Genomic DNA, 26,587 nt, shown 5'->3' with positions numbered 1-26,587 from the left:
AGTGGGGCGGGGTGGTGTATGTTGCCGGCGTGGGCGCGCCGGAGGCTTCGGGGGAGACGCTGCGCGTCGGCGTCGCCCAGAGCGCCGGGGCCACGGTGTCCAACGTCAACGCGGCGGCGGTGACGCTCGCGCGGCTCGAGGAGCTGTGTAGCCGGCTCGCCCGCGCGCTCGGAGTGCGTGTGAGGGCAGTGCAACCCAAGAGTTACGAAGAGCTCGGGCGCGACGTGGCGGACGGTCGGATCGAGCTCGCCTGGCTGCCACCCGTGGTTGCCTCGCGGCTGGCCCAGGCCGGACGCGTGTTGCCGCTGGCGCTGCCGGTGCGCCGTGGCAAGGCCACGTTCTACACCGCGCTCTTCGTGCGAGAGGACTCGCCCATCACCACGCTCGACCAGCTGAAGAGCGCGCGGGCGGCCTGGGTGGATCCGTCCAGCGCCTCGGGTTATGCGGTGATCCGTGCGGCGCTGCGCACGACCGGGCGGCGCGTGAGCCAGGCCATCGGGTCGGAGCGTTTCGAGGGTTCGCACCAAGGCGTGGTGCGAGCGGTGTTAGAAGGCCGGGCGGACGTCGGAGCAACTTATTGCCAGCGCGAGCCCGGCGGCGGAGTCCTGCGCGGGGGCTGGGGTGACGCGAAGGTGAGGGTACTGCTCGACTACGGGCCGATCCCCTCGGACATCTTGGCGGTCGGGATGAAGGTTCCGGGGCCGGTGATCCAACGACTGCGGCAGCTGATCGTCCTGCCGGGGGAGCCGCTGGTGATCGGCGCGCTGCGCGAGCTGTTCGAGGCCGAAGGCTTCGTGCGCGCGGAGCCGGCGCATTTCGCCCCGCTCGCGTCGTTGCTCGCTCACCTCGACGCCGGCCCGGTCGGGCCGAGCGTCGCGCCGGGCTGCTGAACGTCCCTCGAGTCGATACCGGTGAATCCCCCCGCGAAGCTCCCGCGCCGAGCTCAGCTCGGGCTCGGGCTCGGGCTCGCCGCGATCGCGCTCTTGTTGGCGAGCCGCCACGTTCGCTCGCGGGGCCGGGGCGGAGGGTTCGCCGAGGTTGGCGTCCGCTGACGCCCTCGGTCGAACTACACTCGCGCTCCCATGCCCTTGGCGCTCCGCGTCTACATGGCCGTCTGGTGCGCGGCGACGCTGCTCGCGGTGCTCGTTGCGTATCGGGCAAGGCGCCACCTCTCACTCTTCGGCAGGGCGTACCGGCGCAGTCTGTCCAGGCCGTGGAAGCTCGGCAGCTTCGCGCTCGCCGCGGCCTTCTTCGTGGTCATCGCGCCCGTCAGCGGCGACCCGACTTGGGACGTGGTCGACGCGGCGATGATGAGCGTGCTCACCTACCTCGGCGCGCCGTGGGCCGTGGGTACACTGTACCGCGCGCTCCGCCGCCGGTCCTCGGGCACCGAGATCTACGTCGCGCTGGTGGCGTGGATGTTCTCGGCCAGCTGGTGCTACGACGGCTGGCTGGTGATCCGCGACGGCCGTTATCCGCCGACCTGGGCCTCGAACATCCTGGCGTCCAGCATCCTCTACCTGTCGGCCGGGTTGTTCTGGAGCGTGACGCAGGCGCCCGGTCGCGGCGTGGTGTTCTCGTTCATGCTCGACGAGTGGCCATCCCCTGACGAAGCGGCGGGCCCTCGGGTGCTCTGGGTCCTGGCCGTCTTCGCGCTCCTGGTCGCGGCGATGATGGCGCCGTTCATCCTGAACGCGCTCGACAGGTGAGCGCACATGCGCCCATGGTCCCCCCCAACATTCCAAGAGGAGCGGACAAATTTTCTGGTAGTCAGATGTAGGTAAGGGTGGTAAAGATGCCTTCATGGTCGCACCTTCCTTTCGCCTCAGGACCACCCTTCCTTGCCTGCTTGCCCTGGGTTTCTGCGCTGCTTCGGCCTCCGCGGCGCCTCCCAAGCTGCGCCACCAGGCCGATTCCCAGGGCGACGTAGTCGTCTTCGGCTCCACCCTGGCCCTCGACTGCTCGGCCGCCGTGCCGGCGCCGCCGGCGGGGACCACCACCTCCTGCTCGAGCCAGCTCCTGATCGACGACACGGCGCCGGACCTCTACTGGCGCGACACCGTCGCCAACGCGACCATTACCGCCGAGCAGGCGCGTACCAGCGCGACGCTGGTGCTGCCCACCGGCGCCAAGGTCACCTACGCGCGGCTGTACTGGTCGGCGCTGAAGGTCGGCGCCGCCGCGGACAAGAACGTCGTGCTCGACTGGAAGGGCGGACCGACGCAGACCATAACCGCGGACGACAGCTGGACGCTGTCGTACGGCTTCGCGAGCCACCCGGACTGGTACTACTACCAGTCGAGCGCCGAGGTCACCGACTACGTCGCCAAGTGGGGCGCGGGTGATTTCCGCGTCACCGGCGTCGAAGCGCTGCCGCTGGCGGGCGTCGAGGTCGATCGCGCCTTCTCCGCCTGGAGCATGGTGGTGTTCTACGAGAAAGCGGGCGACGAGCTCAGGAACCTGGCGCTCTTCGACGGCTTCACCTCCGTCGATCCCGGCATCCCGGGTCAGGAGAAGGCCGAGGTCACGCTCTCCGGTTTCCTCGTCCCACCGGGATTCTCCGCGAAGATGACGGCCTTCACCTACGAAGGCGACAAGGTCTACACCGGCGACTTCTTCACCTTCAACGGCCAGAAGCTCTCGGACGCCGAGAACCCGCTCGACAACTTCTTCAACAGCTCGCGCAGCTACCTGGGCAGCGCGGTCAGCGGCGCGTCGGACGTGCCGAAGCTCTCGGGCAAGGCCGGCACCATGGCCGGCTTCGACCTCGACACCGCCAACGTCACCAGCCTGGTCAAGGCCGGCGACATCTCGGCGAAGGTCGGCGCGGCCTCGGATCTCGACATCTTCCTCCTCGGTGGCTTCGTCACCTCGCTCACCAACAAGGCGCCCGACTTCCTCGATTTCGAGAAGACGGCCAGCGACGTCAACGGCGGCGCGCTGCTCACCGGCGACGTCGTCGAGTTCGTGCTGACGGCCAAGAACACCGGCAACGACGCCGCGGTGAACAGCGTGCTCACGGACGTGCTCGACGCCGGCTTCGAGTACGTGGCCGGTAGCCTGGAGATCACGAGCGGCCCCAACCCGGGCGCGAAGACCGACGCCAAGGACTCCGATCAGGGTGACTACGACGCCGCGACAAAGACGCTCACCGTGCGCCTCGGCACCGGCGCGAACGGCTCGACCGGCGGCACCGTCGCCGTGGGCACCACGGTGGGCGTGAAGTTCCGCGCCAAGGTCGTCGCGACCAGCGGCAGCATCTCGAACCAGGGCAAGATCGACGCGGCGGGCCAGTCCGGCGGCCCGAAGAAGAGCTGGCTCTCCGACGGCGATCCCGTCACGCCGGGACAGCAGGCGACCACGGTCACCATCCAGGAGTGCGACACCGACAAGGACTGCCCGGCGAACAAGCCCTTCTGCGATCCGACCACCAAGACCTGCCAGCCCTGCAAGACGGACGCGGAGTGCAGCGACCCGACCAAGCCGGCTTGCCTGGACGACGGCAGCTGCGGCGAGTGCTCGAAGACCAACACCACGCTCTGTCCCACCGACAAGCCGGTCTGCAACACCTTCACCGGCAAGTGCGCGGTCTGCTCGCCGGACGACGACTCGCAGTGCACGGGTGATCCCAAGGGTCCGGTCTGCCGCGTCGGTCAGGGCAACGAGACCTTCTGCGGCTGCGAGACCGACAGCGACTGCGGCAGCCCGACCAGCGGCAAGGTGTGCGACACGCTGAAGACGCAGACCTGCATCGACGGTTGCCGCGGACAGGACGGCAACGGCTGCCCGACGGAGCTCGAGTGCACCAGCAAGGACGCGAGCATCGGCAACTGCGTCCCGCCGCAGCAGAGCACCGGTGGCGCCGGCGGCATGGGCGGCATGGGCGGCATGGGCGCGACCGGCGGCGGCAGCGGCGCCGACGACTCGGGTGACGACGGCGGCTGCGGCTGCCGGGTGCCCACCGGCAACGCCTCGCGCGGCGCCTTCTTCGGACTCTTGCTCGGCCTGAGCCTGCTCGCCCTGCGTCGCAGGGCCGGCGCTCGCAAGCGGAGCTGACTTACCCCCTCGAGCAGGGAGGCGACCCGCTCTCAAGGATCTGACCCGAGCGTCACGTCCGAAATCGCGAGCCGGTCGCCTCCCTGCCTCGAACCCCCGCGGGCCGCTGCGCTACACTCTCGCTTCGGTGATCCCCAAGCGAGCCCTCCGGCTCGGCGTGCTCGCGGCGCTGGGCGCGACCGCAGCGTGCAGCCTCGAGCGGCTCGGAGGCGCCCCTGCGGGCGAGCTCGACGCGGGCGTGGACACCGGCAGCGGCGGCAGCCTGGTGGACGACGGGGGTTTTGGCGGCGCCGGTGGCGCGACGGACGCGTCCGAGGATGTGGACGCGCCGACACCGACCCTGCCGTACGCGTTTCGGCGCCGCCTGCGCGTGACCCCGGGGGCGAGCGCGGTCCCCGCCGGCGCATCGGTGACGTTTCGCTTCGACCACCGCGCGCTGGTGCTCGCCGGCAAGGCGCGCGGGGACGGCAAGGACGTGCGCGTGTTCTACAAGGCGAGCGGTCCCAGCCAGGAGCTCGACCGCGTGCTCGATCCGGTGTCCGGGTGGGACCGCACCGACACGGCGCTGTGGTTCCGGGCCCAGACCGAGATCAGCTCGCCGGACGGCAGCTACTACCTCTACTACGGCGACCCGAGCCCGTCGGAGCCGCCGGAGAACCCGAACCAGGTGTATGCGTTCTTCGACGATTTCGACGGCAACGCGCTCGCGTCCGGCTGGGTCGGCGCGCCGATCGGCAACGCCTCCGGGACCTTCACCGTCGGCAATGGCATGGTGCGGATCGAAGGCGCGACCGGCGACGTCTGGAACAGCGGCGATGACTTCTTGTTCTTGCACCGCTCGATGACCGGCAACTTCGTGCTAGACGCGCTGGTCACGGGATCGGGTGGAAGCGCCTCTGGCTGGGCGAAGCTCGGCGGCTTGATGATCCGCGAGGGCCCGAGCAAGGGCGCCAAGAACCGGCTGATCGCCCCCGTCAACGGGAGCGTCGCGATCACCAGCTCGTACCGCTTGGCAGCGGACAGCGCGACGGCGGAAGCGACGAAGCCTGGTGCGAAGCTCGTCCCGCAGTTCGTTCGGCTTGCGCGGCGCTTCGACGGCGTGCGCGCGTGGCACTCCGCCGACGGCATCGACTACGCCGAGCTCGGCGCGGAGACGACGTTCGTCAGCGTGCTGCCGGACTCCCTGCTGGTGGGGATCCCATTCGCCAACATCACCGGCGGCAAGGGTTGGGTCGACGTCGACTGGTTCCGCGTGCGCGTGCTGGTCGAGGCGGAGCCCAGCGTCAGCGAAGATCCGGAAGAGCCCGGGCCGTTCTCACCCTGACTGGAATCTTCCCGCATTGTGGGAAAATATCTGCAATTCAGGAGGGTTAGGCTGGTGTAATCCGAGGTGGGATAGTGTAGATTCAAGTGAGCCATGAGTCACCACGCCGGCTGGATCGCGGACGAGGACGACATGACGCTGACAGTGCCGCTCGTGAGCGTGCCCCAAGCGCGGTCCCGGCGCGAAGAAGAGGCCACCGACATCGTCGTTCACCCGGACTTCGCGGCGGACGTGGTCACCGAAGAGCTGCCGATGACCAGGGTAGTCGAGTACTGGTCCGCAGCCGCCCCGGCTCCTGCCGCGGTGCTCGCCCCCGTCGAGTCGTTTCCGAAGATCGACCCGGTGCCCTTCTCGCCGGCGCCGATCCTGCCGCGATCGCACTCCGAGATCTCGCTGCCCGCGCCGCGTGCGCGGCTCGACTCGGACACCGCCGTCAGCACCTGGAGGAAGACGATCCCCGCGCTGCGTCGCATGGTGGGCCTCCCGGTCGTGCCGGGCTGGGCTCCGCCTCGCGCTCCGATTGCGCCTGCGCTGCCGCGCCCCAACCAGGCCTCGACACCGAAGAGCAGCTGGTCTCCCGTGGTGCTCGGCGCGATGGCCGTCTGCCTGGTCGCCATGGTGGTGATGACCATCGTCGGCTTCGGCTCGCGCGCCGCCGAGGCCTCGCGCTTGGCGCACATCCGCGTCGTCAGCGCGTTCGGCAGCGGCGGGACGGTGGTGACCGACGGCACCGTGTTCGTCGATGGCAGCGCGGAGTGCGAGTCCACGCCCTGCGAGCTGGAGCTCACCACTGGCGTGCACTGGATCACGGTGCGCGCACCGGGCTACGAGACGCCGCCGTCCCGCTCGATCAACGCCGGCACCGACGAGCCGACGGAGGTGGTCTTCCAGCTCGTCCCGGCGAGCCAGCCGGCGCACGTGGCTGTGGCGCCCGCGCCCGCCGCGGAGCTCGCGCCCAGCGTGGTGCTCGGGGCGGCGATGCCCTCGCCCCCGCGAGCGCTGGCGCCCGTGCCCGCGCCCGCCCAGCCCGCGCACCCAGCTCCGGCTGTCGTCCGGTCGGCCGCCGCGCCCGCGCGGCTGAACCTCAACGCCGTCCCGGCGGCCAACGTCGTACTCGATGGGCGCCCAGTAGGACGCACGCCCCTGATGGGGCTCAAGGTCTCGCCCGGCGGCCACACCATCGTGTTCATCGGGCCCGAAGGAGCCCGCGCCGTCCGCAGCACGGTCGTGGGTGCCGGCCGGACCGTGACCGTCGGCGTCAGGCTCTGACTCCCGCGAAACCGCGGGGCAAATCCCGTTGGCAGACGCGGTGCGGCATGGTAGACGCGCGCTCGTCCGACGAGGTCCTGCCCACCCGGGCGAGCGGCCATCTCGGGCCCGAACACGAAAAAGGCGAGCCTATGGAGACCACCCAGGGAGTGAAGGGCAAGATCACGCAGGTCATCGGTCCGGTCGTGGACGTCGAGTTCCCGCCGGGCAAGCTGCCCAAGATCCTGAACGCCCTCACTGTCAGCAACCCCAACATCTCCACCGAGAAGCACAACCTGGTGCTCGAGGTCGCGCAGCACCTCGGCGAGAGCGTGGTGCGCGCCATCGCCATGGACGCCTCCGAGGGCCTGGTGCGTGGCGCCGAGGTCATCGACACCGGCAATCCCATCTTGATGCCCGTGGGCCCCGCCACCCTGGGCCGCATCATGAACGTGGTCGGCAAGCCGGTGGACGAGAAAGGTCCGGTCGAGGCGAAGCTGCGCTGGCCCATCCATCGCCCGGCTCCGGCCTTCGTGGATCAGAGCACCACGGTCGAGGTGTTCGAGACCGGCATCAAGGTCATCGACATGCTGGCCCCGTACCGGAAGGGCGGGAAGATCGGCCTGTTCGGCGGCGCCGGCGTGGGCAAGACGGTGCTCATCCAGGAGCTCATCAACAACGTGGCCAAGGCGCACGGCGGCGTGAGCTGCTTCGCCGGCGTGGGTGAGCGCACCCGCGAGGGCAACGACCTGTTCCTGGAGATGCAGGAGTCGAAGCTCGAGACCGGCGAGCCGGTGCTCTCCAAGACCGCGCTCGTCTTCGGCCAGATGAACGAGCCGCCGGGGGCCCGCGCCCGGGTCGCGCTCTCGGCCCTCACTGCCGCCGAGTATTTCCGCGACGAGGAGGGGCAGGACGTGCTGCTGTTCGTGGACAACATCTTCCGCTTCACGCAGGCGGGCTCGGAGGTCAGCGCGCTGCTCGGCCGCATGCCCAGCGCCGTGGGCTACCAGCCCACGCTCGCCACCGAGATGGGTGCCTTGCAGGAGCGCATCACCTCCACCACCAAGGGATCCATCACCAGTGTGCAGGCCATCTACGTGCCGGCCGACGATCTCACCGATCCGGCGCCAGCCACGGCGTTCGCTCACCTCGACGCCACGACGGTGCTCTCCCGCAGCATCGCGGAGCTCGGCATCTACCCGGCCGTCGATCCCCTCGACTCGACCAGCACCATGCTGGACCCGCAGATCATCGGCGACGAGCACTACCAGGTCGCGCGCGGTGTCCAGGCGACGCTCCAGAAGTACAAGGACCTCCAGGACATCATCGCGATCTTGGGCATGGACGAGCTCAGCGAGGACGACAAGCTGACGGTGGCGCGCGCGCGCCGCATCCAGCGCTTCCTCTCGCAGCCGTTCTTCGTGGCCGCGCAGTTCACCGGCATGGTGGGCAAATACGTCCCGCTCAAGGAGACCATCGCGGCCTTCAAGGAGATCCTCTCCGGCGAGCTCGACGACCTGCCCGAGCAGGCGTTCTACATGGTCGGCAACATCGAGGAAGCCAAGCAGAAGGCGCAGAAGCTCAAGAGCGCTTCCTGACCGAGGCGGGCCCATGGCAGCTCAGAGCATCACCCTGGAAATCGTCACGCCCGAGGGCGTGGCGCTCAGCGAAGAGGTACACGACCTCACGGCGCCGAGCGTCGAGGGGGAGTTCGGCGTGCTCCCCGCGCACCGGCCGCTGCTCGCCGCGCTCAAGACCGGCATCGTGAGCTACCACCGCGAAGGCGAGGAGCACCGGGTCGCGGTGGGCTCCGGGTTCGTGGACGTCGCGGACGACCGCGCCGTGCTGCTCACCGACCGCTTCATCCACAAGGCCGACGTCGATCCGGTGCGAGCCCGGCTCGAGCTCAAGGAAGCCGACGAGGCCCTCGATGCCTACACCGGCGAGCCCGGGACGCCCGAGCACGCGGCGCTGATCGCCAAGGAGCTCTGGGCTGCGGTGCAGCTCGAGCTGTACGGTGATCCGCCGCCACCCACGATTCGCACCTTCCAGGAGTTCCAGCTGGCACCACACACCAGCTTCGTGGAAGAGGGCATGCAGCTGGCCGAGGCCGTGGTCGACGAGGAAGCCAAGGCAGACGACGAGCGCGCGAAGCGCGAGTAGTCGCGGCGGCAATTGCCCCGGGCCGCGAGCCGTGGTTTAGCTCCCGCATGCGTTTGCCTTCGCTCTGGCTGCTGCCCTGGCTCGCGCTCGGGTGCGCGCCGCAGCTGCCGAGCACCACGCCGCTCGGCGAAGGCCCACAGGTGAAGGCCGAGTCCCTGCTGCGGGAAAAGGAGGACAAGGCCCTCGAGGCCAAGGCCAAGAAGGCGCCCACGGCCGGCGCGTCCGAGGCGCCGCCGCCGGAGGCTCCCGCGCCGCCGCCGCCCGAGACTCCCGCCGCTCCGCCGCCCAAGACCGCGGGCGAGTCGCCGAAGCCCGAGCCCGCCGGCAGCAAGGCCCCCGCCGGAAAGAAGCCCGCGACCCCGGTGGTGTACGCCGGCGAATACGTCGGCAGCGACACCTCGACCTACAAGATGGAAGGGATGGAGCGCGACGAGAAGGACGACAAGGCGCGCACCCGGGTGGAGGGCGCTGGCCCGGACATCTCCGTCACCTTCATCGACAGCGGCAGCGGCAAGGACATCTGCACGCTCAAGGCGCAGATGACGGGCAAGACCGGGAGCTTCGCCGCCGGACAGAAGTGCTGGGGCAGCGACGGCCCGGGAATGACCGGGACGCTCACCCGCGGCAGCGCCAGCTTCGACGACAAAAAGCTGGTGATCGATGCCGACTTCGACATCCAGGTGGGCGGCGAAGGCGACTTCAAGATGAGCGGGAAGCTACACTACCACTTCGAGGGGACCCGCAAATAGGGCCCGACTCGAGCACCGGCGTGGCGAACTTCGATCAAGAGACCGTCATCACCGAGATCGGCAAGCGGCCGATGCCGGCCGCGCCCGGCAACGACTCGCTGGTGGTGATCTACGCCAAGGAGGAGAGCCTCCGCGGCAAGCGCTACAAGCTCGAGAAGAGCCCGCTCACCATCGGCCGCGTCCCCGACAACGACGTGGTCCTCGACGACGACGCCGTCTCGCGCCGGCACGCGCAGGTCGAGCGGCGCGGGGAGGAATGGTTCATCGTGGACGTGGGCTCTCGCAACGGCACGCTGCACAACGAAGGCGAGCTCGCGCGCGAGGCCGCGCTGACCCACGGCGACCGAATCAAGGTCGGATCGACCATCTTCAAGTACCTGACCGGCGCGGACGCGGAGAGCGCGTACTTCGAGGAGGTCTTCAAGCTCACCATCACCGACGGCCTCACGCAGGTGAACAACCGGCGCCACCTGGACGAGGCGCTGGAGCGGGAGTTCCTGCGCGCGCGTCGCCATAGCCGGCCGCTCTCTCTACTGGTGCTGGACATCGACTTCTTCAAGCGCATCAACGATCAATACGGGCACCTGGCCGGCGATCACGTGCTGCGCGAGCTGGCGAGCCTGGTGCAGGGGCGCGTGCGTCGAGACGAGACCGTGGCGCGCTACGGCGGGGAGGAGTTCGTGGTGCTCCTGCCGGAGACCGCGGTGGACGGCGCGGTGTCGCTGGCGGAGAACCTGCGGGCGCGCATCGAGGCCCACAGCTTCGTGTTCCAGGGCGTGACCATCCCCGTCACAGTCAGCATCGGTTGCGCCGAGGTCAGCGCGGGCGACGGCACCGGCCCCGACCTGTTCCGGCGCGCGGACGAGAAGCTCTACCAGGCCAAGCAGGGCGGGCGGAACCGCGTCTGCCATTGATGGCCCGCCCCACCCGCCCCAGCCTCAGTCCTTGCGCTTCTGCCTCGAGAGCACCGGGCCCTGCTCGCGGCGGCGCGCCGCGGCGTCGTAAACGCCCAGCGAGCGGTCGATGACGACCTCGCCATCCACGACCACGCGGACGTTCCACGTCCCGAGCGGATCGCCGGGCTTCATCACGATCTCCTGATCGAAGACGGCCTGGCCCACGCGTACCTTCGCGTCGCCCATCTCGACGGCGCGCCCGCGCCCGCGCGGGCCGGGGCGGTCGATCTCCCAGGCGAGCTCGGCGGTCTTTCGCAGCGGCTCGCGGAACGTCAGGCGGAAGCCCCAGGTCTGCTTGGTGCGGTCGAGGCTGAACGGGATCTCCTTGCGCTCCTGCACCTGACCGCCGAAGAACACGCCGAGCTCGGCGCGTTCGACCGGCCCGCGCGGAGGCTCGCGCCGGTCGCAGGCGAGGAGCAGCCCCAGCGCGAGGCAGCTCAGCAAGACGCCGCGTCGCGACGTCATCGGCGGAGCTCCCGCGCCAGGCGCGCGAAGGCGGCGACGTCCAGCGTCTCGCCGCGTAGATCCAGGTCGATGCCGGCTCGGCCGGCCGCCGCCGCGAGCTCCGGGTCACTCAGGCCCAGCACGCCCCGCCAGGCGCTCTTGAGCTTCTTGCGGCGCTGGGCGAAGGCGCCGCCGACCAGCGCGCGAAACTCGGGCGTCTCTTCGCTGATGGGCGCCGCGAGCGGCTCCAGCACCAAGACGGCGGAGTCGACATTGGGCTGCGGGTGGAAGGCGCCGCGCCGTACAATCAGGGCCCGCCGCGGCGAGAACTGCGCTTGCACGAACACGCTGAGCGCGCCGTAGCTCTCGCTGTCCGCGCGCGCCGCCACACGTTCGGCGACCTCGAGCTGAACCAGGAACACCACGCGGTCGAGCTGTCGCGCGCACCGGGTCGCCAGGCTGAGCAGCGGGCCCGTGAGGTTGTAGGGCAGGTTCCCCGCCAGCACGTGGGGCTTCGGATGGCCGGCACACAGCGCCACCGGGTCGACGCCCTTTGCGTCGGTCTCCAAGATGCCGAGGCGCCCGCCGGTGATCGCTTCGGCGAAGCTCCGTTCGAGGATCGGGATCAGATCGCGATCGCGCTCGACCGCGACGACGTAGGCGGCGCGCTCCAGCAGCGGTCCGGTGAGCGCGCCCAGCCCGGCCCCCAGCTCCACCACCGTCCCGCCGGCCGGGGTGGTCGCGAGCTCGGCGATGCGCCGGCCCAGGCTGGCGTCGGCGAGGAAGTTCTGACCGAAGTGCTTCTTGGCCCGGAGCCCGCTCTCCGCCAGCTGGGCCTTCGGGCTCTGTTCCCGCTCGGTCATCACACGTCGGACCTATCGGCGTCGGGGCGCCTTGTCACCTTTGTCGCATCGACAAGCACTTAGCGATGTGGCGCCTCTTCGGGCTCGGGCGCCACCGGGGGCGCGAGGGCCGCGGCGCGGGGCAGGGCACGCTCGACCCGGATGCCCTGGCGCCGGAGCTCGTGCTCGCCCCGCTCCTGCGCGACCAGCGCGCGTACGCGCACCGCGTCCCCGACCGCCTCCATCGTGGCCGAGCCGGTCCTGGGGATGCCGGGCTCGAGGTGCATGGACAGCCAGCGCAGATCGACGCTGCGGCGCGGGAAGCGAGCGAGCGCGCGTCCGAGATCGGGGCGCGCCCCGAGATCCGGCGCGACGGACCACACGTACACGATGCTGGCGCGGGGTTTGTCGCGAATCACTCGCTCCAGGGCGGCGGCGAGCCGAGCGTCGGTGCGCGGCCGCTCGGCCTCGAGCCGCGGCGGTGAGGACATGCCGAACGCCGCCAGGTAGCTGCGCAGCGTCCGGTCCCGGGCTGCCTCCGCCCAGACCTCCGCCGAGGGGAACGGCGCGCGCGCCTTGACCCGCTCCACCCGACGAGCCACTCGGTCCAGATCGCTCGGCCGCACCCGCGACGCGGCGGACGGGTCGAGCGGTCGCATGTGCTCGAGCACGCGCATCGCGACGTCCACCTCGTCCAAGTCGCTGCGGTCCGAGTCGAACGTGCCGGTGGCGTGGGCCAGCGCGACCAAGACTTCGATCCCATGGGCCGGGCCACGCGCCGGGGGCAGCCACGCCAGGCGGCGCGCGCCCAAGATCCCGAGCCCGACGCGGTCTCCCCGACTCAGGTGGCGCATGGCCACCGCGGCGACCTCGTCGATGGCGAGGTCGAGCGGCGCGAGCCCGGGCTCACCGGACCAGAGCTCGACCGAGGCGTCGAGCAAGATCCAGACGACGTCACGCTCCTCGCGCTCGTAGTCGCGCACCATCAGCTGTCCGCGCCGCGCCGACGCCTTCCAGGCCACGCGCTTGAAGGCGTCGCCCGGGCGGTGCTCGCGGAGCTCGCGCAGCTCCAGGCCGTCCCCGGACAGCGGTCCCGGGCGTCCCTCGTCGGCGACCATGCGGCTGCGCCCGCCTCGTGGCGAGCGCATCGAGAGCGCGAACGGTCGCGGCAACACCTCGATGCCGAACGGGTTGGCGAAGGTGAGGGGGACCTCGTACAAGCCCGGACTGCCCCGCACCTCGAGCGACAGGCCGTGAAGACCGTGTCGGCCGACCCTCGGCGTGCGGACGCGCACCACCGCTCGCAGGCGTCCGCCTGCCGGAACCTCACCTTCAGCAGGCTCGATCTCGACGTTCAAACAGGGTGAAGCGACGACGCGCAAGCCGACGTAACGCGCCGCGCGGGTGTCGCGATTGCGCACCTCGGCCTCGAGCTCGAGGGTCTCGCCGCGCGCCACGCGGCGCACGCGCGGCTCGCTGCGCCAGAGCATCTCGAAGCCCGCGGCCCGCACCCGGGCCACGCCCAAGCTGGTCACCGACCGGGCGACGGCCAGGCCCACGAGCAGCGCGCCACCCCAGGCGACGATGGCCGCTTCGCGCGCGATCAGGCCCACCGCCACGCACACCACGCCCGCGACGGCGAGATCGACGGCGCTGCGGGTCGGGTGAAGGTGCACGGAGCGAGGCTACTACGCCGGTTCACTTCGCGCTGAGCTTCTCGCAGAACGACGTGGTCTTCCCCTTGCAGAGCTCGCGGGCCCGCTCGGTCAGGGCGCTGGCGGTCGCCTCGTTCTTCACCACGCCGGCCCCAATCGAGTACAGCTCGGCGAGGTCGGAGCAGGACTCCGGGTCGCGGCTGAGACAGCGTTCGTCGAGCAGCGACACCGCGAGCGAGCGATACAGGCGAGCCTTGGCCGGGTCCGCCGGGACTCCGCGGCCGAGCTCGAACGCGCGGGCGCTCGCCAGGCAACCCCTCGCTTGCCGGAGCGCGCAGCGCTTCTCGAGCTCCGCGATCGGGGGCGCGTCCAGCTCACTCGGTTCGGGCTTCTGCGTCGGCGGCGGCGCCTTGGGCGCGCTTTGGGGGGGGACTGCCACGGTCCGCTCGGGGCGCGCTGGCGCGGGCTGGACGGGCTTCGCCGCTGGCGCGGGCTCGGCCGGCGCAGGCGCTTCGCTCCGCCTGGGCGCGCCGCCCATGAACGCCGCCAGCGCGCCCACGCCCGCGCCGACGATGATGGCCAAGCGCGTCGCTGCGCGTGAGTTCGACATCGAGGCCGCGCGATGATCGCACAATGCGCGGGCGGGCGAGTCTGGTAAAACCGAGCCTCCGCCATGTCTGGCTACCAGGCCGCACTCTGGGCGATCGCCCTCGGGCTCGCCATTTCGGCCTTGCTGTGGCTCCACACCTGGTTCTGGGCGCGGCGCCTCTCGGTGCTCTTGCCCTACGCGCTCGAAGAACGCCTGCGCACGGAAGACGGCGCCCACATCGAGCTCCGCCGGGTGCCACCGGTCGCGCCCGCGCTCGGGCTGCCTCCCATCTTGCTGGTGCACGGCGTCGCGGCGAACCATCGCAACCACGACCTGCTCGCGGATCTCTCGCTGGCCCGCCACCTGTCCGGAAGCGGGCGCGACGTCTGGCTCTTGACGCTGCGAAGCGGGGTGCAGGGCCGCACCTTCGCCGAAACCCGCCGGGTGCGCTTCGAAGCCATGGTCCGGCACGACGTGCCGCTGGCGGTCGCGGAGGTGCTCGAGCGCACCGGCGCGGCGGCGCTCGACTACGTCGGCTTCTCGATGGGCGGGATGTTGCTCTACGCCGCCCTCGGGCACACGCTGCACGTCGATCGGGTGCGTCGCGTGGCCATCGTCGGCTCGCCGGCCGTCGTGCGACCACCGCTGCCCATCCCGGTGCCGGCGTTCGTCGGCCGAATCCCGGGCTACCTGTTCCCGACCCTGCGCCTGCGCCTCGCCGCGCGCGCCGGGGCGTTCGCCGCGGAGTGGCTGCGCACGCCGGCGCACCACTGGGTGTTCAATCCCAGGAATGTCGCGCCCGGCGTGCCGAAGCTCTCGCTGGTCAACGTCATCGAGGACGTGCCCGGACCCCTGAATCGCGACTTCGCGGCCTGGGCCGCCTCGGCCACGGGTGCGCTCACGCTGGGCGACGAGCCCGTGCTCGGACGGCTGGCGCACGTCGCGGCGCCGGCCATCTTCTTCGCCGGCAGCGACGATCGCCTGGCGCCGCCCGAAGCGGTGCGCGCGGCGTTCGATGCCTGGGGCTCGGCGACCGACGTGGAGAAGCGTTGGGTCTTGCTCGGCGTCGAGACCGGCGCCAGCGCGGACTACGGTCACGGCGACCTGGCGGTGGGGGCGAGCGTCACCCAGGAGTTGTTCGAGCCGCTCACCGAGTTCATGGCCCAGGGGGCCGGTGGCGCGACCCGGAGCGCAGCTTGAAGGCGCGTCGGCTCGCGCTCTGGATGGGGGCCGCGCTCGCGCTCCACGCCGCGACCGCAGCCGGCGATCCCGTCAGCCACTCGGCCTACGAGCGCGAGACCATCGACGCGGCGCTCGAACAGACCGGGGGAGCCATCGATCCGAGCCCGGACGGCAAGCAGATCGAGAGCATCGAGATCATCACGCTGGAGGTCATCGAGGAACGCGACCCGGTGCCGGGGTTCTTCAACGTTTTCCACGCCACGACGCTGAAGAGCGTGATCCGCGGCGAGCTCCTGTTCGACGAGGGCGAGAAGTACGACGCGAGGTTGGTCCAGGAGTCCGCGCGCAACCTGCGCAAGCGCCGTCAGCTCTCGCTGGTGCTGCTCGTGCCGCTCCGTGGCAGCTCGCCCGACAAGGTGCGCATGCTGGTGATCACCAAGGACGTCTGGAGCCTGCGCCTCAACACGAACGTGCAAATCTACGAGGGAAAGCTGCTCACGCTGCTCCTCCAGCCCGCCGAAGAGAACATGTTCGGCACCCACAAGATGCTCGGAGGGCTGTTCATCCTGGAGCCCGACACCTATTCCTTCGGCGGGCAGTACATGGACCGCCGCGTGGCCGGCAGTCGCCTCCAGGCAGTCGTCAGCGCGAACCTGATCGTCAACCGAGAGACCGGGTCGCCCGAGGGCTCGTTCGGCACGCTCTTCTACGGACAGCCTCAATACGCAGTGGAGACGAAGTGGTCGTGGAAGGCCATGGTGGTCTGGTACGACGAGATCTTCCGCAGCTACGTCGGCACGGACCTTCGGAGGTACGACTCGCCGGCTACGCCGGGCGACGACCGAATCCCCTACGTGTACGACGCGGCGCGCTGGTTCTCCGCATACTCGGTGACGCGTTCGTTCGGCCGGGAGCTCAAGCACGACGTCTCGACGGGGGTCGAGATCGATCGGCGGCGATTTCGGCTCCGGGACGCGCAGAGCTTCGCGCCGGCCGCGGTTCGGGATTTCACCCGGCAGGAGCTGCCGGTCACCGACACCCGAGTCAGTCCGTTCCTGCAGCTCCGCAGCTATACCTCCCACTACCACCGCGTGCACGACTTCGAGACGCTGGGCCTCGAGGAGGACTTCCGGCTCGGGCACGAAGCGGTCGTGCGTGTCTACCCGGCGAGCAGCGAGGTCGCCTCCACGCGCGACATGCTCGGCACCCACGCCGCGCTCGGCTACACCTTGCCCTTCGGCAGCGGGATCGCGCGGGCCGTGGCCGCCTCGACCATCGAGAAGTCCACCAGGGCGGCCACCGACGCGACGCTGCAGCTCGGTACCCGAGTGGTGACGCCTCGGGTGGGCTTCGGCCGCTTCGTCTACGACGGCCTCTTGATCAGCCACTACGAGAATTACCTGAACGACCAGCTCACGGTCGGCGGCGACGGCCGCTTGCGCGGCTATGCGCCGAAGCAGTTCATCGGCAAGGACGTGCTGGCCAGCAACCTGGAATTTCGCACGCGCCCGGTGCAGGTCTGGAGCGTGCAGGTGGGCGGGGCCGTCTTCTACGACGCGGCCGACGCGTTCGACGGCTTCTCCGACGTGCGCCTGAAGCACGCCACCGGCATCGGCCTGCGCTCGGTGTTCCCGCAAGCGGAGCGCATCGTGTTCCGAGCGGACTACGGCGTGCCGGTGACCGAGAAGGGCTTCACGTTCCCGGGCTCGCTGTTCATCGCCTTCGGGCAGGCCTTCGGCATGCCGACCGTGCCGACGCCGTCCCTGGAGACCGATTACCGCGAGTGATTCGCCGGAATCCCGAAACGCTGGACGTTCGGGCACTAGATGGGTCAGTATTCTGCTCACCCGTACCGAGGTGAGCGATGGAATCAGCACCCATGGATGTCCTGACCGATGTGCTCCAGACCGTGCGGGTCTCGTCGGTCTGCTACGGACGCGTCGAGCTCGGCGCCCCCTGGGGGATCCGCGTGGCCAAAAGCGATGCGGCCTCGTTCCACGTGCTCTTGCGCGGCAACGCCTGGCTCGAGGTGGAAGGTCTGAGCGAGCCGGTCGCGCTCGCGAGCGGGGACCTGTTCGCGCTCCCGCACGGTCACGCGCACACTTTGCGCGACTCCCCGGAGACCGCTGCTCGCCCCCTCGAGGAGATCGTGGGCGGTGAGGGCGCGTGTGCGGGCGGCACGCTCAAGGTCGGCGGCAACGGCGCCGCGGCGACCTTGGTGTGCGGCGCGTTTCAGTTCGAGGACCGCCGCAACAACCCGCTGCTCAGCGTCCTGCCGCCCCTGGTGCTGATCAAGGGTGAGGACGGTCGCGCGGTGCACTGGCTCGAGCCGACGCTGCAGTTCATGGCCTGCGAGGCCGCATCCGCGCGTCCCGGTGCGCAGACCGTGGTGAGCCGGCTCGCGGACATCCTGTTCATCCAGATCGTGCGCGGCTTCCTGTCCTCGACGCCGGAGAGCCAGCGAGGGTGGCTGCGCGCGCTCACCGAGCCGCAGATCGGCGCGGCGCTCAGCTTGATCCACCAAGATCCGCGCCAGCCGTGGACGGTGGCGACGCTGGCGACGAAGGTCGGCATGAGTCGCTCGACATTCGCGGGACGTTTCGCGGAGCTGGTGGGTGAGCCGCCGCTCCACTACGTGACCCGCTGGCGCATGCAGCGGGCGGCCTCGCTCTTGCGCGAAGGAAAGGCGACCCTTGCGGACATCGCGGACCGCGTGGGGTACGAGTCCGAGGCGGCGTTCAGCAAGGCCTTCAAACGCTGGGTCGGCGCGGCGCCGGGGGCATATCGCAAGGCCTCGCGCAGCAACGGCGCCGGCGCCGGCTCCGAGGCCCACGCGACGCACTGACGGAACGGAGAAAGCGCCACGGCGCCACGGGCGCCACCAAGAAGCTTCGGGTCGTGCGCGACGCACGAACCCGAGTTTCTTCTTCTTCCGTGGCGTTGGTGGCGTTCGCGGCGTCGTGGCGCTGAATCTCTGAGCGGAGCCAGGCTCAGGAGGCCGCGGGCTTCTCGCTCGCGGCCTTCTCCTCGGTCTTCTTCTTCAGGTCCTCGAAGGCCTTGTCGTACTCGTCCTTCAGGGCCTGGTTGCGCTTGTCGATCTCCTCCAGGAGCTTCTGCGCCTCCTGCGTCTCCTGCTCGATGCGCCCCTTGGCCTTTTCGGCGGCCTCGAGCCGGGTCTGCGCCTTCTTCTTCTCGTTGTCGGAGCGCTTGGCGTCCGCGGCGGCCTCCTTGGACTCGGTGATGGTGCGCTCGAGCGTGGACTTCACGTCCTCCGCCTCTGCTACCAGCTCGGTCAGCTCGCGCTTGGTCTCCTCGCCCGCGACCTTGACCAGGTAGCTGGTCAGGCTGATCTCGTCGGCCTGTTTCTCGAGCTTCTCCCGGTTCGGCTTGCCGATGGAGTCCTCGTGGTCGTCGATGTAGCGATGCGCCTCGTTGCGCTCGCGCAGGCGCTTCTCGAGCTGCTTCTCCACCGACTTCTCCAGCGCGGTAGTCGTCGTGCCATACAGATCCACCGTGCAACCCTTCTGCTTCGCGGTGTACTGCGCGGCGCCGCCGACCTTCTTGTTGATCTCCTCCTTCTCCTCCGTGAAGAAGTCGGCCACGGCATTGCTCTCGTGGAGGCGCTCGACGTATTCGGCGCTCTTGCCCGCGGCGTCGGCGGCCTCGTAGACCTTCAGCACGTCGGCCCAGGAGGGCTTGTCCAGCTCGCCCGGGAACTGAGCGAAGGTGCCCATGGCGCGGCGGGCCCGGCCCTCCTGCTCGGAGTAGCGACCGCGGACCTTGGCCAGCTGGTCCGGGTAGCGCGCCGCGTACCCCGGCTGGTCGCTCGAGGGCGCGGTGATCGCTGTGTTTTCGTTCTTCTGGCAGCCGGCCGCGAGGGCCAGCGAGAGCAGCGCGACGAAGGTGAGCCGGGTCGACATGGCTCACGAGTAGAGTCCCGCGCGCCCCGCCTGGTCAACCTGGGAGCCCGCGGTAGTACGCGCGCCTACACCGGCCGGACGGCTCGCCGGTGCCCGACTTTTGCCAGTGCTTCCTCGACGATCGAGGCTCGGGCTCGGGTGTCGCCTTCCAGCTCCGGAACCAGAATCAAACGGTGTGCCAGCACCGAGACGGCGACTTGACGCACATCGTCAGGCGTCACGAACGGTCTCCCCGCGAGCACCGCGTTGCTCTTGGCAGCGCGCACCAGCGAGAGCGACGCGCGCGGGGAGGCGCCCAGCACCACGCGCGGGTTGGTGCGCGTGAAGCTGGAGAGCGCCACCGCGTACTCGAAGAGGTCCTCCTCCACGTGCACGCGCGCCGCGATGGACTGCACTTGCAGCACGTCCGTCGGGCTCAGCGTGACGGCGGGCTCCGGCGCCACCACCCCGTGCGTGCGCAGCATCGTCACTTCGTCGCGTTGCGACGGGTAGCCCATCGACACCCGCACCAAGAAGCGGTCGATCTGTGCCTCCGGCAACGGATAGGTGCCCTCGAGATCCACCGGGTTCTGAGTGGCCAGCACGAAGAACGGGTCGGGCAGCTCGAAGCGATCGCCTTCGATGGTGACCTGTCGCTCCTGCATCGCCTCGAGCAGCGCGGACTGGGTCTTGGCGGGGGCACGGTTGATCTCGTCGGCCAGCACCACGTTCGCGAAGACGGGCCCCGGGCGGAGCTGGAACGAGCCCTCCCGGGGGTTCAGCACGTAGGTGCCGGTGATGTCCGCCGGCAACAGGTCCGGGGTGAACTGGATGCGGCGAACGCTACAGCCGAGCGTGGTGGCGAACGCCTTCACCAGCGTCGTCTTGGCGACCCCGGGCACGCCCTCGAGCAGGACGTGCCCGCGCGACAAGAGCGCCACCAAGAGCAGGTCGACCGCCGCCGAATCGCCGATGTACACGCGGGTGACCTGACGCCGCACGTCGGCGAGCCGCTCCCTGACGGACTCGATCTCGCTCACCTGCAACGCGTGACTCACGACTCACTCCTCGGGGCGCTCGCCTCCGACAGGATTGCTAGCACCGCTCGCCGGGTCTTCTCCACGGTTTCGTTCGTGACCCGGAGGGGCTGCGATGCGGCGACGGCCGTCTCGGCCCGGCCCAGCTCGGAGAACAGGCGTCGTAGCTCGGCGAGGCTCCGCGGCGAGAGGGCCCCTCGACGCTCCGCTTCGGCGACGAACGCCGCGGGGCCGGCGGTGGGCGCGAGGCCGAAGCGCTCAGCGAGCCCCTCTTCCAGCGCGCTCTTCAGCTCGAGCAGCGCCAGCGCGCGGTGGGTGGTGGGCGCGCCCAGCACCGCGGCTCTGCCGGCGACACCGCCCTGCGCGACCAGGGGTTGGGTCGCGGCGTAGCGCGGCGGGGAGCGGCGGTAGACCTTCAGCGAGGAGGACAACGTCCAAGCCACGGCGCCCACGCCGGCGACGACCGCGAACAGCACCGCCAGGACGTCCGGAAGCCCATCGTCGTGCATCGAGCCGACCAGGTCTTCGAAGCCTTCCAGTTGCTCCTTCAGCTCCTGGCCCAAGCTCGTCCCGCCGCCGTAGGCGCCGCGCTGCTTGAAATCGTTGGCGACCAGGTAGAGCTTGCCGCCGCGCTGTCCCCAGCTGTCGTCCTCGACCAGGTAGTCGATCATCCCTTCCGCGAAGGCTCGATTGCCCGGATAGCGCAGCATCAGGTTGATGCTCGCCGAGGGGTCCGCCATCGCGAACAGCCGGCCGCGGTTCACGATGATCCCGGTGACCGCCAAGGTCGCGCTGGGCTCGCCGGTGGCGGGGATCTCGAGCACCGGCGTGAGATTGGGGTGCGTGAACGCCGCAGGGTGGTTGGTGACGACGTCGCGCACTTGGGCCACCACGGGGTGGCGCCCCTGCTCCTGGCCGGCCACCTGCTGGACCGCCGGCACGGCGATGGCGAGGTTCGGGTTCTCGCGCAGCGCGCGCGCCGGACGGAGCGGCGCCGCGACGCGTCGGATCTGGAAGCGCCCGAGCAACACGTCGCCCTTGCCGAAGTCGTCGAGCACCGCGATGCGCCCGCCGGCCCGCAAGAAAGCGCTGGCTTCGTCGTAGTCGACCTCGACGGTGGGGTGGACCACGAGCAGCCCGTCCGCCGGGCGCAGGCGCTCCCAGTCCAAGACTGCGACGATTTCGACGCGCGAGCTCCCCAGCCGCGTCCGGGCCAAGGCGAGCAGCTCGCTGGTCCCCTCCCAGGTCGTGTCGTTGAAGTCGAAGGCGCCGGCCCGCGCGACTCCTGGCCACGCGAGCCCCAGAAAAAGCAGGGCGAGCCCGAGCAGCCGGAGGCATTTCGGGGCTGTAGCCGGCATGACCGACCGAACGCTACCATGCCATCCGCGCCATGCGTCCGGCGGATGTGTCGCAAAAGCTTCGCGGTTTCCCGAACTTGACCGCACCGACAGGGGCGCTAGATTGTCGAGCATAGGTCCCCAATACGGGCCCGCGGTTGGGCTGAATCGAGGCCGCCATGCTACCCCCCTTCATCATCGACCAGATCCGTCGGCGCGAAGAGGAGGAGGCGCGGCGTCGTGACGAAGAGCAGCCCCGCCTAGAGTTGCCCGTGGACGCCATCCAGCCCCGGCGCCGTCCGGAGCCCGAGCGCGAGGACGAAGACGACAAGGAACGGGGCGTCATCATCCTCGACCTGGTCTGAGCAGCTGGTTGGCAGCGTGTTTGGAGCTGAAACTGTCGCGCTGGCGGCGCGACTTGACTAGGCTGCGCCAGCCCGAATGTCTCGCCGTTCCTTGCGCTTCCTCGCGCTGTGTGCGCTCGCCTCGTCCGGTTGTTACGACCAGGGCGAGGGTGTCGAGCCGCCGCTCGATCGGATCTACTTCCCAGTGGGCCTCGCCATCTCGCCCGGGGCCAGCCGGCTGTACGTCGTCAACAGCGACTTCGACCTGCAATACAACGGCGGCGCGCTGCAGGCGTTGGACCTCGGTCGCCTGCGCGAGCTCCTCCCCAAGTCGTGCCAGTCGGACTCCGACTGCGGGGACGGCAGGCTCTGCGATCTTTCGCCGACCGAAGAGAATCGCGGCATGCCGAGCCGCTGGTGCGTGGACGCGAGCGGGCCTCACGCCGGCAAACCTTGTGGTCCTTTCGGAGAGAAGGGCCCGGCCGACAAGCTGCTCCACCCCGGCCGCTGCGGCTTCGTCAGCCACGTGAAGCCGCAGGACGGTGGCGCGAGCCTGGTGGTCGGCAAGGTGGGCATCGGCGCCTTCGCCACCGACGTCGTCTACCGCCCGCGCCCCGAAGCTCCGGGCGGCCGCTTGTTCGTGCCCGTGCGCGGCGACGCGACGCTGCACTACATCGACGTGCTCGACGACACTCCGGAGAAGGGCGCAGTGCCGTTCGAGCTGGCGTGCGGCCAAGACGGGAGCTCCGGCGACTGCGACGACGCTCACCGGGTCGGCGACGATCCGGACGAAGAGAACACCCGGGGCCTGCGCCTGGCTCCGGAGCCCTTCGGTATCGACGCCACGCCGGACGCCGAGGCCATCGTGGTGACGCACCAGACCGAAGGCGCGGCGTCTCTGTTCGTGAACGACGCCGCGGCTTGGGGGAACGGCGTGGACGACTTCGGTAGCGGGCCGCGTCTCGAGTTCACCGCGACCGGCATGCCCCAACGCGCCATCGGCGTGGCCGCGCTGCCCACGCCCCTCCTGGCCGTGGAGCAGGGCATCCGCTACGACCCGGGCTTCCTCGTCACCTTCCGCGACGCGGCGCAGGTGACGCTGCTCCGCTACTTCTCCGACGAGGCATCGAAGCCCGCGAGGCCGTTCTTGCAGGTGGCCGGCGCGGCCGGGATCGGCGCCAACTCGCTGGGCACCGATTCCCGCGGCATCGCGCTCGACGGCAGCGAGCGCAAGCAGTGCGAGGCCGGCTGCCCCAGCGACGACACGCGAACCCAGTGCCTGACGGACTGCGCCGCCATCCCGATTCGCGTCTACATCGCCAACCGCGCGCCGTCGTCGCTCCTGGTCGGCGAGACGCGCCCGAACCAGGGCCTGTTTTCCAGCGACGACCTGCCGCGCTTCGAGCAGAGCATCCCGCTCACCTTCGGCCCCTCGCGGGTCGTGCTGGGCCAGGTCATCAGCCCCAAGGGCGAGGCGCAGAAGCGGGTGTTCGTGGTCTGCTTCGACACGCGCAAGGTCGGCATCTACAACCCGCTGACCCGCAGCATGGAAGACTGGATAGACACCGGCCGCGGACCGCACGGCTTCGCGACGGAGCTCGGCCAGGACGAGAGCGGCCAGCCCACCCACGCTTACGCCTACGTCGCCCACTTCACCGATTCGTACATCGGCGTCGTGGACCTCGATCAGAGGAACCCGACCTTTGGCAGCGTGTTGGCGACGATCGGCCGCCCGAGCGCACCGAGGGCCAGCAAATGAGCGAGCTCTTCGGCGCGAAGCTGGGCGTGCTGGCGGCCCTCTGCGCGTTCGGTCTGGGCTGCACCGAGACCCCGGTCTCGCTCCCGCTCCGGTCGCTGGAGCGGAGCGGCGAGGTGTCGTTCGTGTGCGCCACGTCGGACGGCGTGGGGCACGACATCAACGCCTGCCCCGATTTCGACAGCACGGAGAATCGACGCCACCTCTACGCGCTGGTCACCCAGACCCTGCGCGGCGAGGTGGCGGTGGTCGATCTGAGCGCTGGCAAGGTCGTCGATCTCGACAGCTCCACGCCCGGGTTCAGCTTCATCCCGATCGGGGAGAACCCGGTGGACATCGTCTCCACGCCGGGCGGCGTGGCGAGCTTCGTGGGCGTGGCGGAGGTCGGCAAGGAGGGCATCTTCGCCATCCCGACCAGCTGCGCGCGGCCGCCGGCGCACGACCTCACCGCCTGGCCGGCCTGCGCGCTGCCGGCGGCGCCAGGCGAGATGGCCATCGTCATCGACCCGCCCGCCCCGGACGCCGACGGGGATCCGACCACGCCCGCGCCGGTGCGCGCGAGCTGCGACGCGGCACCCAGCGTGGACGCCGCGACACCCGGCACCGCGCTGGCAGCGACGCGCGCGGACTGCGCCGCCGATCTGGCGCTGGAGCAGACACCGGCGGGGCGCCGCAAGCTGATCGTCACCTTGCCGACCATGGGCATGTTCGCGGTGCTCGACGCGCAGAGCGTCCTCGACCGCGAGCCGGGGACCTTCAAGCCCTGCGACGTCGAGCGCTACGTCGTGCTCGAGCCGAAGCTCTCGGACGACGTCAGCCAGAAGGTACCGAGCGACCTCCAAGCGCCAGGCTGTGTGCTCCCCGAGGTCAACTACGGCCCGGTGCCCGACACCTTCACGCCGCACCCAGCGGGCATCGAGGTGAGCGACGGGCGCCTCTTCATCTCCGACCTCGGGGCCCCGGCGGTCCACGTCGTGGACGTGTCGGATCCCTGCTCGCCGCTCCAGGGACCGCCGCTCCGCCCGGTGTCGTTCGAGGAGAGGAACCGCGTCGTCACCAGCAGCCAGGTCGCCATCAGCCCGCCGACCTCCAAGGGTGAGCGCTTCGCCTACGTGGTGGACGACTTCGACGGCAGCGTGATGATCTTCGACGTCACTCCCGGGGCCTCCGACCGCACGCCCATCGTGCGCCCGGGCTCGCCGCGGCTGCCGTTCGAGCCGGCGGACCGCATCACCTACCCCGCGCCGGCCCGGGACGTCGGCTTCGCGCTGCGCGACGTGCCCATTGCCGATCCGGAGACGGGCATCGCCACCATCGGCACCTCTTGCGACCCGGATCCCGGGATCCCCGCCACGTCGCCGGGCGCGAAGTACCGTCCCAACTTCGACTTCACCCGCGGCGCAGCGCCACGGAACCTACGCGGCGTGTTCGGGTTCGTGATGCTCTCGAGCGGGCAGGTCGCGGTGGTGGACGTCGAGGACTACGACGCCCCTTGCCGGCGGCCGGTCAGCACCAACTCCGCGCCGGAGGAGAACTTCCGCGGCTGCGCCGGGGACGCGCCTCAGCCCGAGTTCTTCACCCTCGACAACACCGCCTCCGGCAAGCGCACGGTGAGCGCGGAGCTCTCGTGCCGCGTCGTGGAGCAACACCGAAGCCGCAGCGGTCGCATGCTGATCAACTCGGGGGAGCTGGGCGTGAACGCGCCGTCGCTGCGCGGCGTGCCCAAGCTCAGCGCGCCCGAGGGGGGAACGCTGGCGGCCGACCTGACCGACGAGGGCTTCAAGCACCCGAAGCTCTTGGCGGTGGAGTTCGAGAACCCCGAGGGCGGCACCCAGCCCGTCGAGGTCCACATCGGGACCTCTCTCCACACCTCGGCCGCGAGCCCCGGCTCGACGAACGTCCTCGGCGTGGATCCGGCCAGCGCCGAGCGGCCCTCGGTCGGGCTCGTGCTGACCGAGCCTCGTGCCTTCGGCGGCGACGAGGAGATGAACCTGGTCTACGAGGGCGCGTTCGTGCCGGAGCGGAAGACCGGGTTTCCGGACTGGGCCGCCGGGACGCTGACCGATCACGACGCCGTGTTCTGCAACCGCGGCGTGCAGGACAGCGAGCTCGTCCAGGACGTTGGCGCAGAGCTCGGCGTCGCTGCGGCGGACCTGGCGGCCTTCGCCAGCCGCCACGCGGACGTGGTCACCGTGACGCAGGGCATCCCCGCGGAGAACGACTCGTACTGGAGCGCGGAGAAGCTCCCCGGCGGCTCCTGCGGCGGGGGCACGGGCAAGCTCGCCTACTTCAGGTGCCGGGAGGCCTTCGGTCCCGCCGACGCGCCAACCGCGCTGCGCGATCTGCGCATTCTCGAGGCGCGGCAGAGCCAGCTCACCTTCGAGCCGAAGAGCTACACCGACGCCGCCGACAAGGCGCGCATCAACGAGCTCCTCTTCTGCTGCATGGGCGGGGGCGCGGCGATCTCGTATCAGGTGCGCGCGGGCCAGCAGTGGGTGCTGACCGGCAGCGGCAGCGGCTTCCGGCACCACGTGGTGGCGACGGGCGACGACCTGCGCTGCGTCGCCGACTGCAACCCTCGGCGGGCCAACCAAGACAGTCGCGTGTTCGAGGTCTCCGCGAAGAGCTGCACCGCGCCGCCGGGCGTGAGCGGCGCTTGCGCCATCGGGCCCGCGACGGCCGACGACCTGGCCTGCGTGCTCGACTCCGGCACCGCACTCGGCCCCGGCAAGCCCGGCGCCGCGTGCATCTTCCACAGCTTGACGCATCGGTTCGCGGTCTATCGCGGCAACGAGCCGAGCAAGCGCGACATGGTGTTCTCGTGGATCGTGACCGGTGGCTTCACGCCGCTCACCGCGAACCTGGCGGCGCAGAGCCGCGCCGTCTCTCCGCAGTCGATGGTGTTCGTCCCGCAGATCGGCCAGCTCGCCGTCGCGGACGGGGCTTCCGAAGGGCTCGTGCTGGTGAGCCTGGACTCGGTCAGCGTCTCCAGGTTGTTCTTCTGAG

General features: G+C 70.3%; 22 protein-coding genes. 15 read left to right on the top strand and 7 right to left on the bottom strand.

Annotated elements, in window-relative coordinates; translation table 11 throughout:
* Window positions 1-29 precede the first annotated feature (29 nt).
* The 9 genes from HS104_16015 to HS104_15975 all read left to right on the top strand — a co-directional run bounded on the left by HS104_16015 (window position 30) and on the right by HS104_15975 (window position 10,454).
* Window positions 30-890, top strand: coding sequence for a PhnD/SsuA/transferrin family substrate-binding protein (locus HS104_16015; GenBank protein ID MBE7481472.1), 861 nt, complete (start codon window positions 30-32; stop codon window positions 888-890).
* Window positions 891-1,082: 192 nt separating this feature from the next.
* Entirely contained in the window at window positions 1,083-1,709 is a 627-nt protein-coding gene (locus tag HS104_16010; protein ID MBE7481471.1) for a hypothetical protein, read from the top strand.
* A 94-nt stretch (window positions 1,710-1,803) separates the two neighbouring features.
* Window positions 1,804-4,056: an isopeptide-forming domain-containing fimbrial protein gene (locus tag HS104_16005; GenBank protein ID MBE7481470.1), complete on the top strand. Its 2,253-nt coding sequence runs from the start codon at window positions 1,804-1,806 to the stop codon at window positions 4,054-4,056.
* A 127-nt stretch (window positions 4,057-4,183) separates the two neighbouring features.
* Window positions 4,184-5,380 carry a DUF2341 domain-containing protein gene (locus tag HS104_16000; protein ID MBE7481469.1) on the top strand — a complete coding sequence of 399 codons (1,197 nt, stop codon included), beginning with the start codon at window positions 4,184-4,186 and terminating at the stop codon, window positions 5,378-5,380.
* 93 nt (window positions 5,381-5,473) lie between these two features.
* Window positions 5,474-6,649 carry a PEGA domain-containing protein gene (locus HS104_15995; protein ID MBE7481468.1) on the top strand — a complete coding sequence of 392 codons (1,176 nt, stop codon included), beginning with the start codon at window positions 5,474-5,476 and terminating at the stop codon, window positions 6,647-6,649.
* Between the two features lie 131 nt (window positions 6,650-6,780).
* Window positions 6,781-8,226 (top strand): F0F1 ATP synthase subunit beta, encoded by a 1,446-nt coding sequence (atpD, locus tag HS104_15990; GenBank protein ID MBE7481467.1) that lies wholly within the window; start codon window positions 6,781-6,783, stop codon window positions 8,224-8,226.
* A gap of 13 nt (window positions 8,227-8,239) precedes the next feature.
* Window positions 8,240-8,791, top strand: coding sequence for an ATP synthase F1 subunit epsilon (atpC, locus tag HS104_15985; GenBank protein MBE7481466.1), 552 nt, complete (start codon window positions 8,240-8,242; stop codon window positions 8,789-8,791).
* Window positions 8,792-8,838: 47 nt separating this feature from the next.
* Entirely contained in the window at window positions 8,839-9,540 is a 702-nt protein-coding gene (locus tag HS104_15980; GenBank protein MBE7481465.1) for a hypothetical protein, read from the top strand.
* Between the two features lie 20 nt (window positions 9,541-9,560).
* The gene (locus tag HS104_15975) at window positions 9,561-10,454 is read left to right on the top strand and encodes a diguanylate cyclase (GenBank protein MBE7481464.1); all 894 of its coding nucleotides are present in this window, start codon (window positions 9,561-9,563) and stop codon (window positions 10,452-10,454) included.
* A gap of 24 nt (window positions 10,455-10,478) precedes the next feature.
* Here the strand turns inward: HS104_15975 and HS104_15970 are convergent, their stop codons facing one another.
* From HS104_15970 to HS104_15955, 4 genes are read right to left on the bottom strand one after another with little or no spacing between them, the layout of a single operon-like run.
* Complete coding sequence (locus tag HS104_15970; protein MBE7481463.1) at window positions 10,479-10,961, bottom strand: hypothetical protein; 483 nt, start codon at window positions 10,959-10,961, stop codon at window positions 10,479-10,481.
* The gene (rsmA, locus tag HS104_15965; GenBank protein MBE7481462.1) at window positions 10,958-11,803 is read right to left on the bottom strand and encodes a ribosomal RNA small subunit methyltransferase A; all 846 of its coding nucleotides are present in this window, start codon (window positions 11,801-11,803) and stop codon (window positions 10,958-10,960) included. The genes HS104_15970 and rsmA overlap by 4 nt, the downstream gene beginning before the upstream one ends.
* Before the next feature lie 59 nt (window positions 11,804-11,862).
* Window positions 11,863-13,458, bottom strand: a complete 1,596-nt coding sequence (locus tag HS104_15960; protein MBE7481461.1) for a DUF58 domain-containing protein — start codon at window positions 13,456-13,458, stop codon at window positions 11,863-11,865.
* A 22-nt stretch (window positions 13,459-13,480) separates the two neighbouring features.
* The gene (locus tag HS104_15955; protein MBE7481460.1) at window positions 13,481-14,047 is read right to left on the bottom strand and encodes a sel1 repeat family protein; all 567 of its coding nucleotides are present in this window, start codon (window positions 14,045-14,047) and stop codon (window positions 13,481-13,483) included.
* A gap of 63 nt (window positions 14,048-14,110) precedes the next feature.
* Here HS104_15955 and HS104_15950 point away from each other — a divergent pair, with 63 nt between their 5' ends.
* The 3 genes from HS104_15950 to HS104_15940 all read left to right on the top strand — a co-directional run bounded on the left by HS104_15950 (window position 14,111) and on the right by HS104_15940 (window position 18,053).
* Window positions 14,111-15,226, top strand: coding sequence for an alpha/beta fold hydrolase (locus tag HS104_15950; GenBank protein MBE7481459.1), 1,116 nt, complete (start codon window positions 14,111-14,113; stop codon window positions 15,224-15,226).
* Window positions 15,223-16,995, top strand: coding sequence for a hypothetical protein (locus HS104_15945; protein MBE7481458.1), 1,773 nt, complete (start codon window positions 15,223-15,225; stop codon window positions 16,993-16,995). The genes HS104_15950 and HS104_15945 overlap by 4 nt, the downstream gene beginning before the upstream one ends.
* Window positions 16,996-17,072: 77 nt before the next feature.
* The gene (locus HS104_15940; GenBank protein ID MBE7481457.1) at window positions 17,073-18,053 is read left to right on the top strand and encodes an AraC family transcriptional regulator; all 981 of its coding nucleotides are present in this window, start codon (window positions 17,073-17,075) and stop codon (window positions 18,051-18,053) included.
* Window positions 18,054-18,198: 145 nt separating this feature from the next.
* On the opposite strand, the gene HS104_15935 is transcribed toward HS104_15940, so the two are convergent.
* From HS104_15935 to HS104_15925, 3 genes are all read right to left on the bottom strand, one after another.
* Window positions 18,199-19,128 carry a hypothetical protein gene (locus HS104_15935; GenBank protein ID MBE7481456.1) on the bottom strand — a complete coding sequence of 310 codons (930 nt, stop codon included), beginning with the start codon at window positions 19,126-19,128 and terminating at the stop codon, window positions 18,199-18,201.
* A 65-nt stretch (window positions 19,129-19,193) separates the two neighbouring features.
* Window positions 19,194-20,165 (bottom strand): AAA family ATPase, encoded by a 972-nt coding sequence (locus HS104_15930; protein MBE7481455.1) that lies wholly within the window; start codon window positions 20,163-20,165, stop codon window positions 19,194-19,196.
* Entirely contained in the window at window positions 20,162-21,502 is a 1,341-nt protein-coding gene (locus HS104_15925) for a DUF4350 domain-containing protein (GenBank protein ID MBE7481454.1), read from the bottom strand. The genes HS104_15930 and HS104_15925 overlap by 4 nt, the downstream gene beginning before the upstream one ends.
* A 158-nt stretch (window positions 21,503-21,660) precedes the next feature.
* On the opposite strand from HS104_15925, the gene HS104_15920 reads away from it, so the two are divergent.
* The 3 genes from HS104_15920 (at window position 21,661) to HS104_15910 (ending at window position 26,586) form a co-directional block, all read left to right on the top strand.
* Complete coding sequence (locus HS104_15920; protein MBE7481453.1) at window positions 21,661-21,846, top strand: hypothetical protein; 186 nt, start codon at window positions 21,661-21,663, stop codon at window positions 21,844-21,846.
* A 76-nt stretch (window positions 21,847-21,922) separates the two neighbouring features.
* Entirely contained in the window at window positions 21,923-23,584 is a 1,662-nt protein-coding gene (locus tag HS104_15915) for a hypothetical protein (protein ID MBE7481452.1), read from the top strand.
* Entirely contained in the window at window positions 23,581-26,586 is a 3,006-nt protein-coding gene (locus HS104_15910; protein ID MBE7481451.1) for a hypothetical protein, read from the top strand. Before HS104_15915 ends, HS104_15910 begins: the two co-directional genes overlap by 4 nt.
* Window position 26,587 lies beyond the last annotated feature (1 nt).

This window comes from Polyangiaceae bacterium (genome assembly GCA_015075635.1).
Lineage (GTDB): Bacteria > Myxococcota_A > Polyangia > Polyangiales > Polyangiaceae > JADJKB01.
This window is presented reverse-complemented; position numbering and strand designations above follow the sequence as displayed.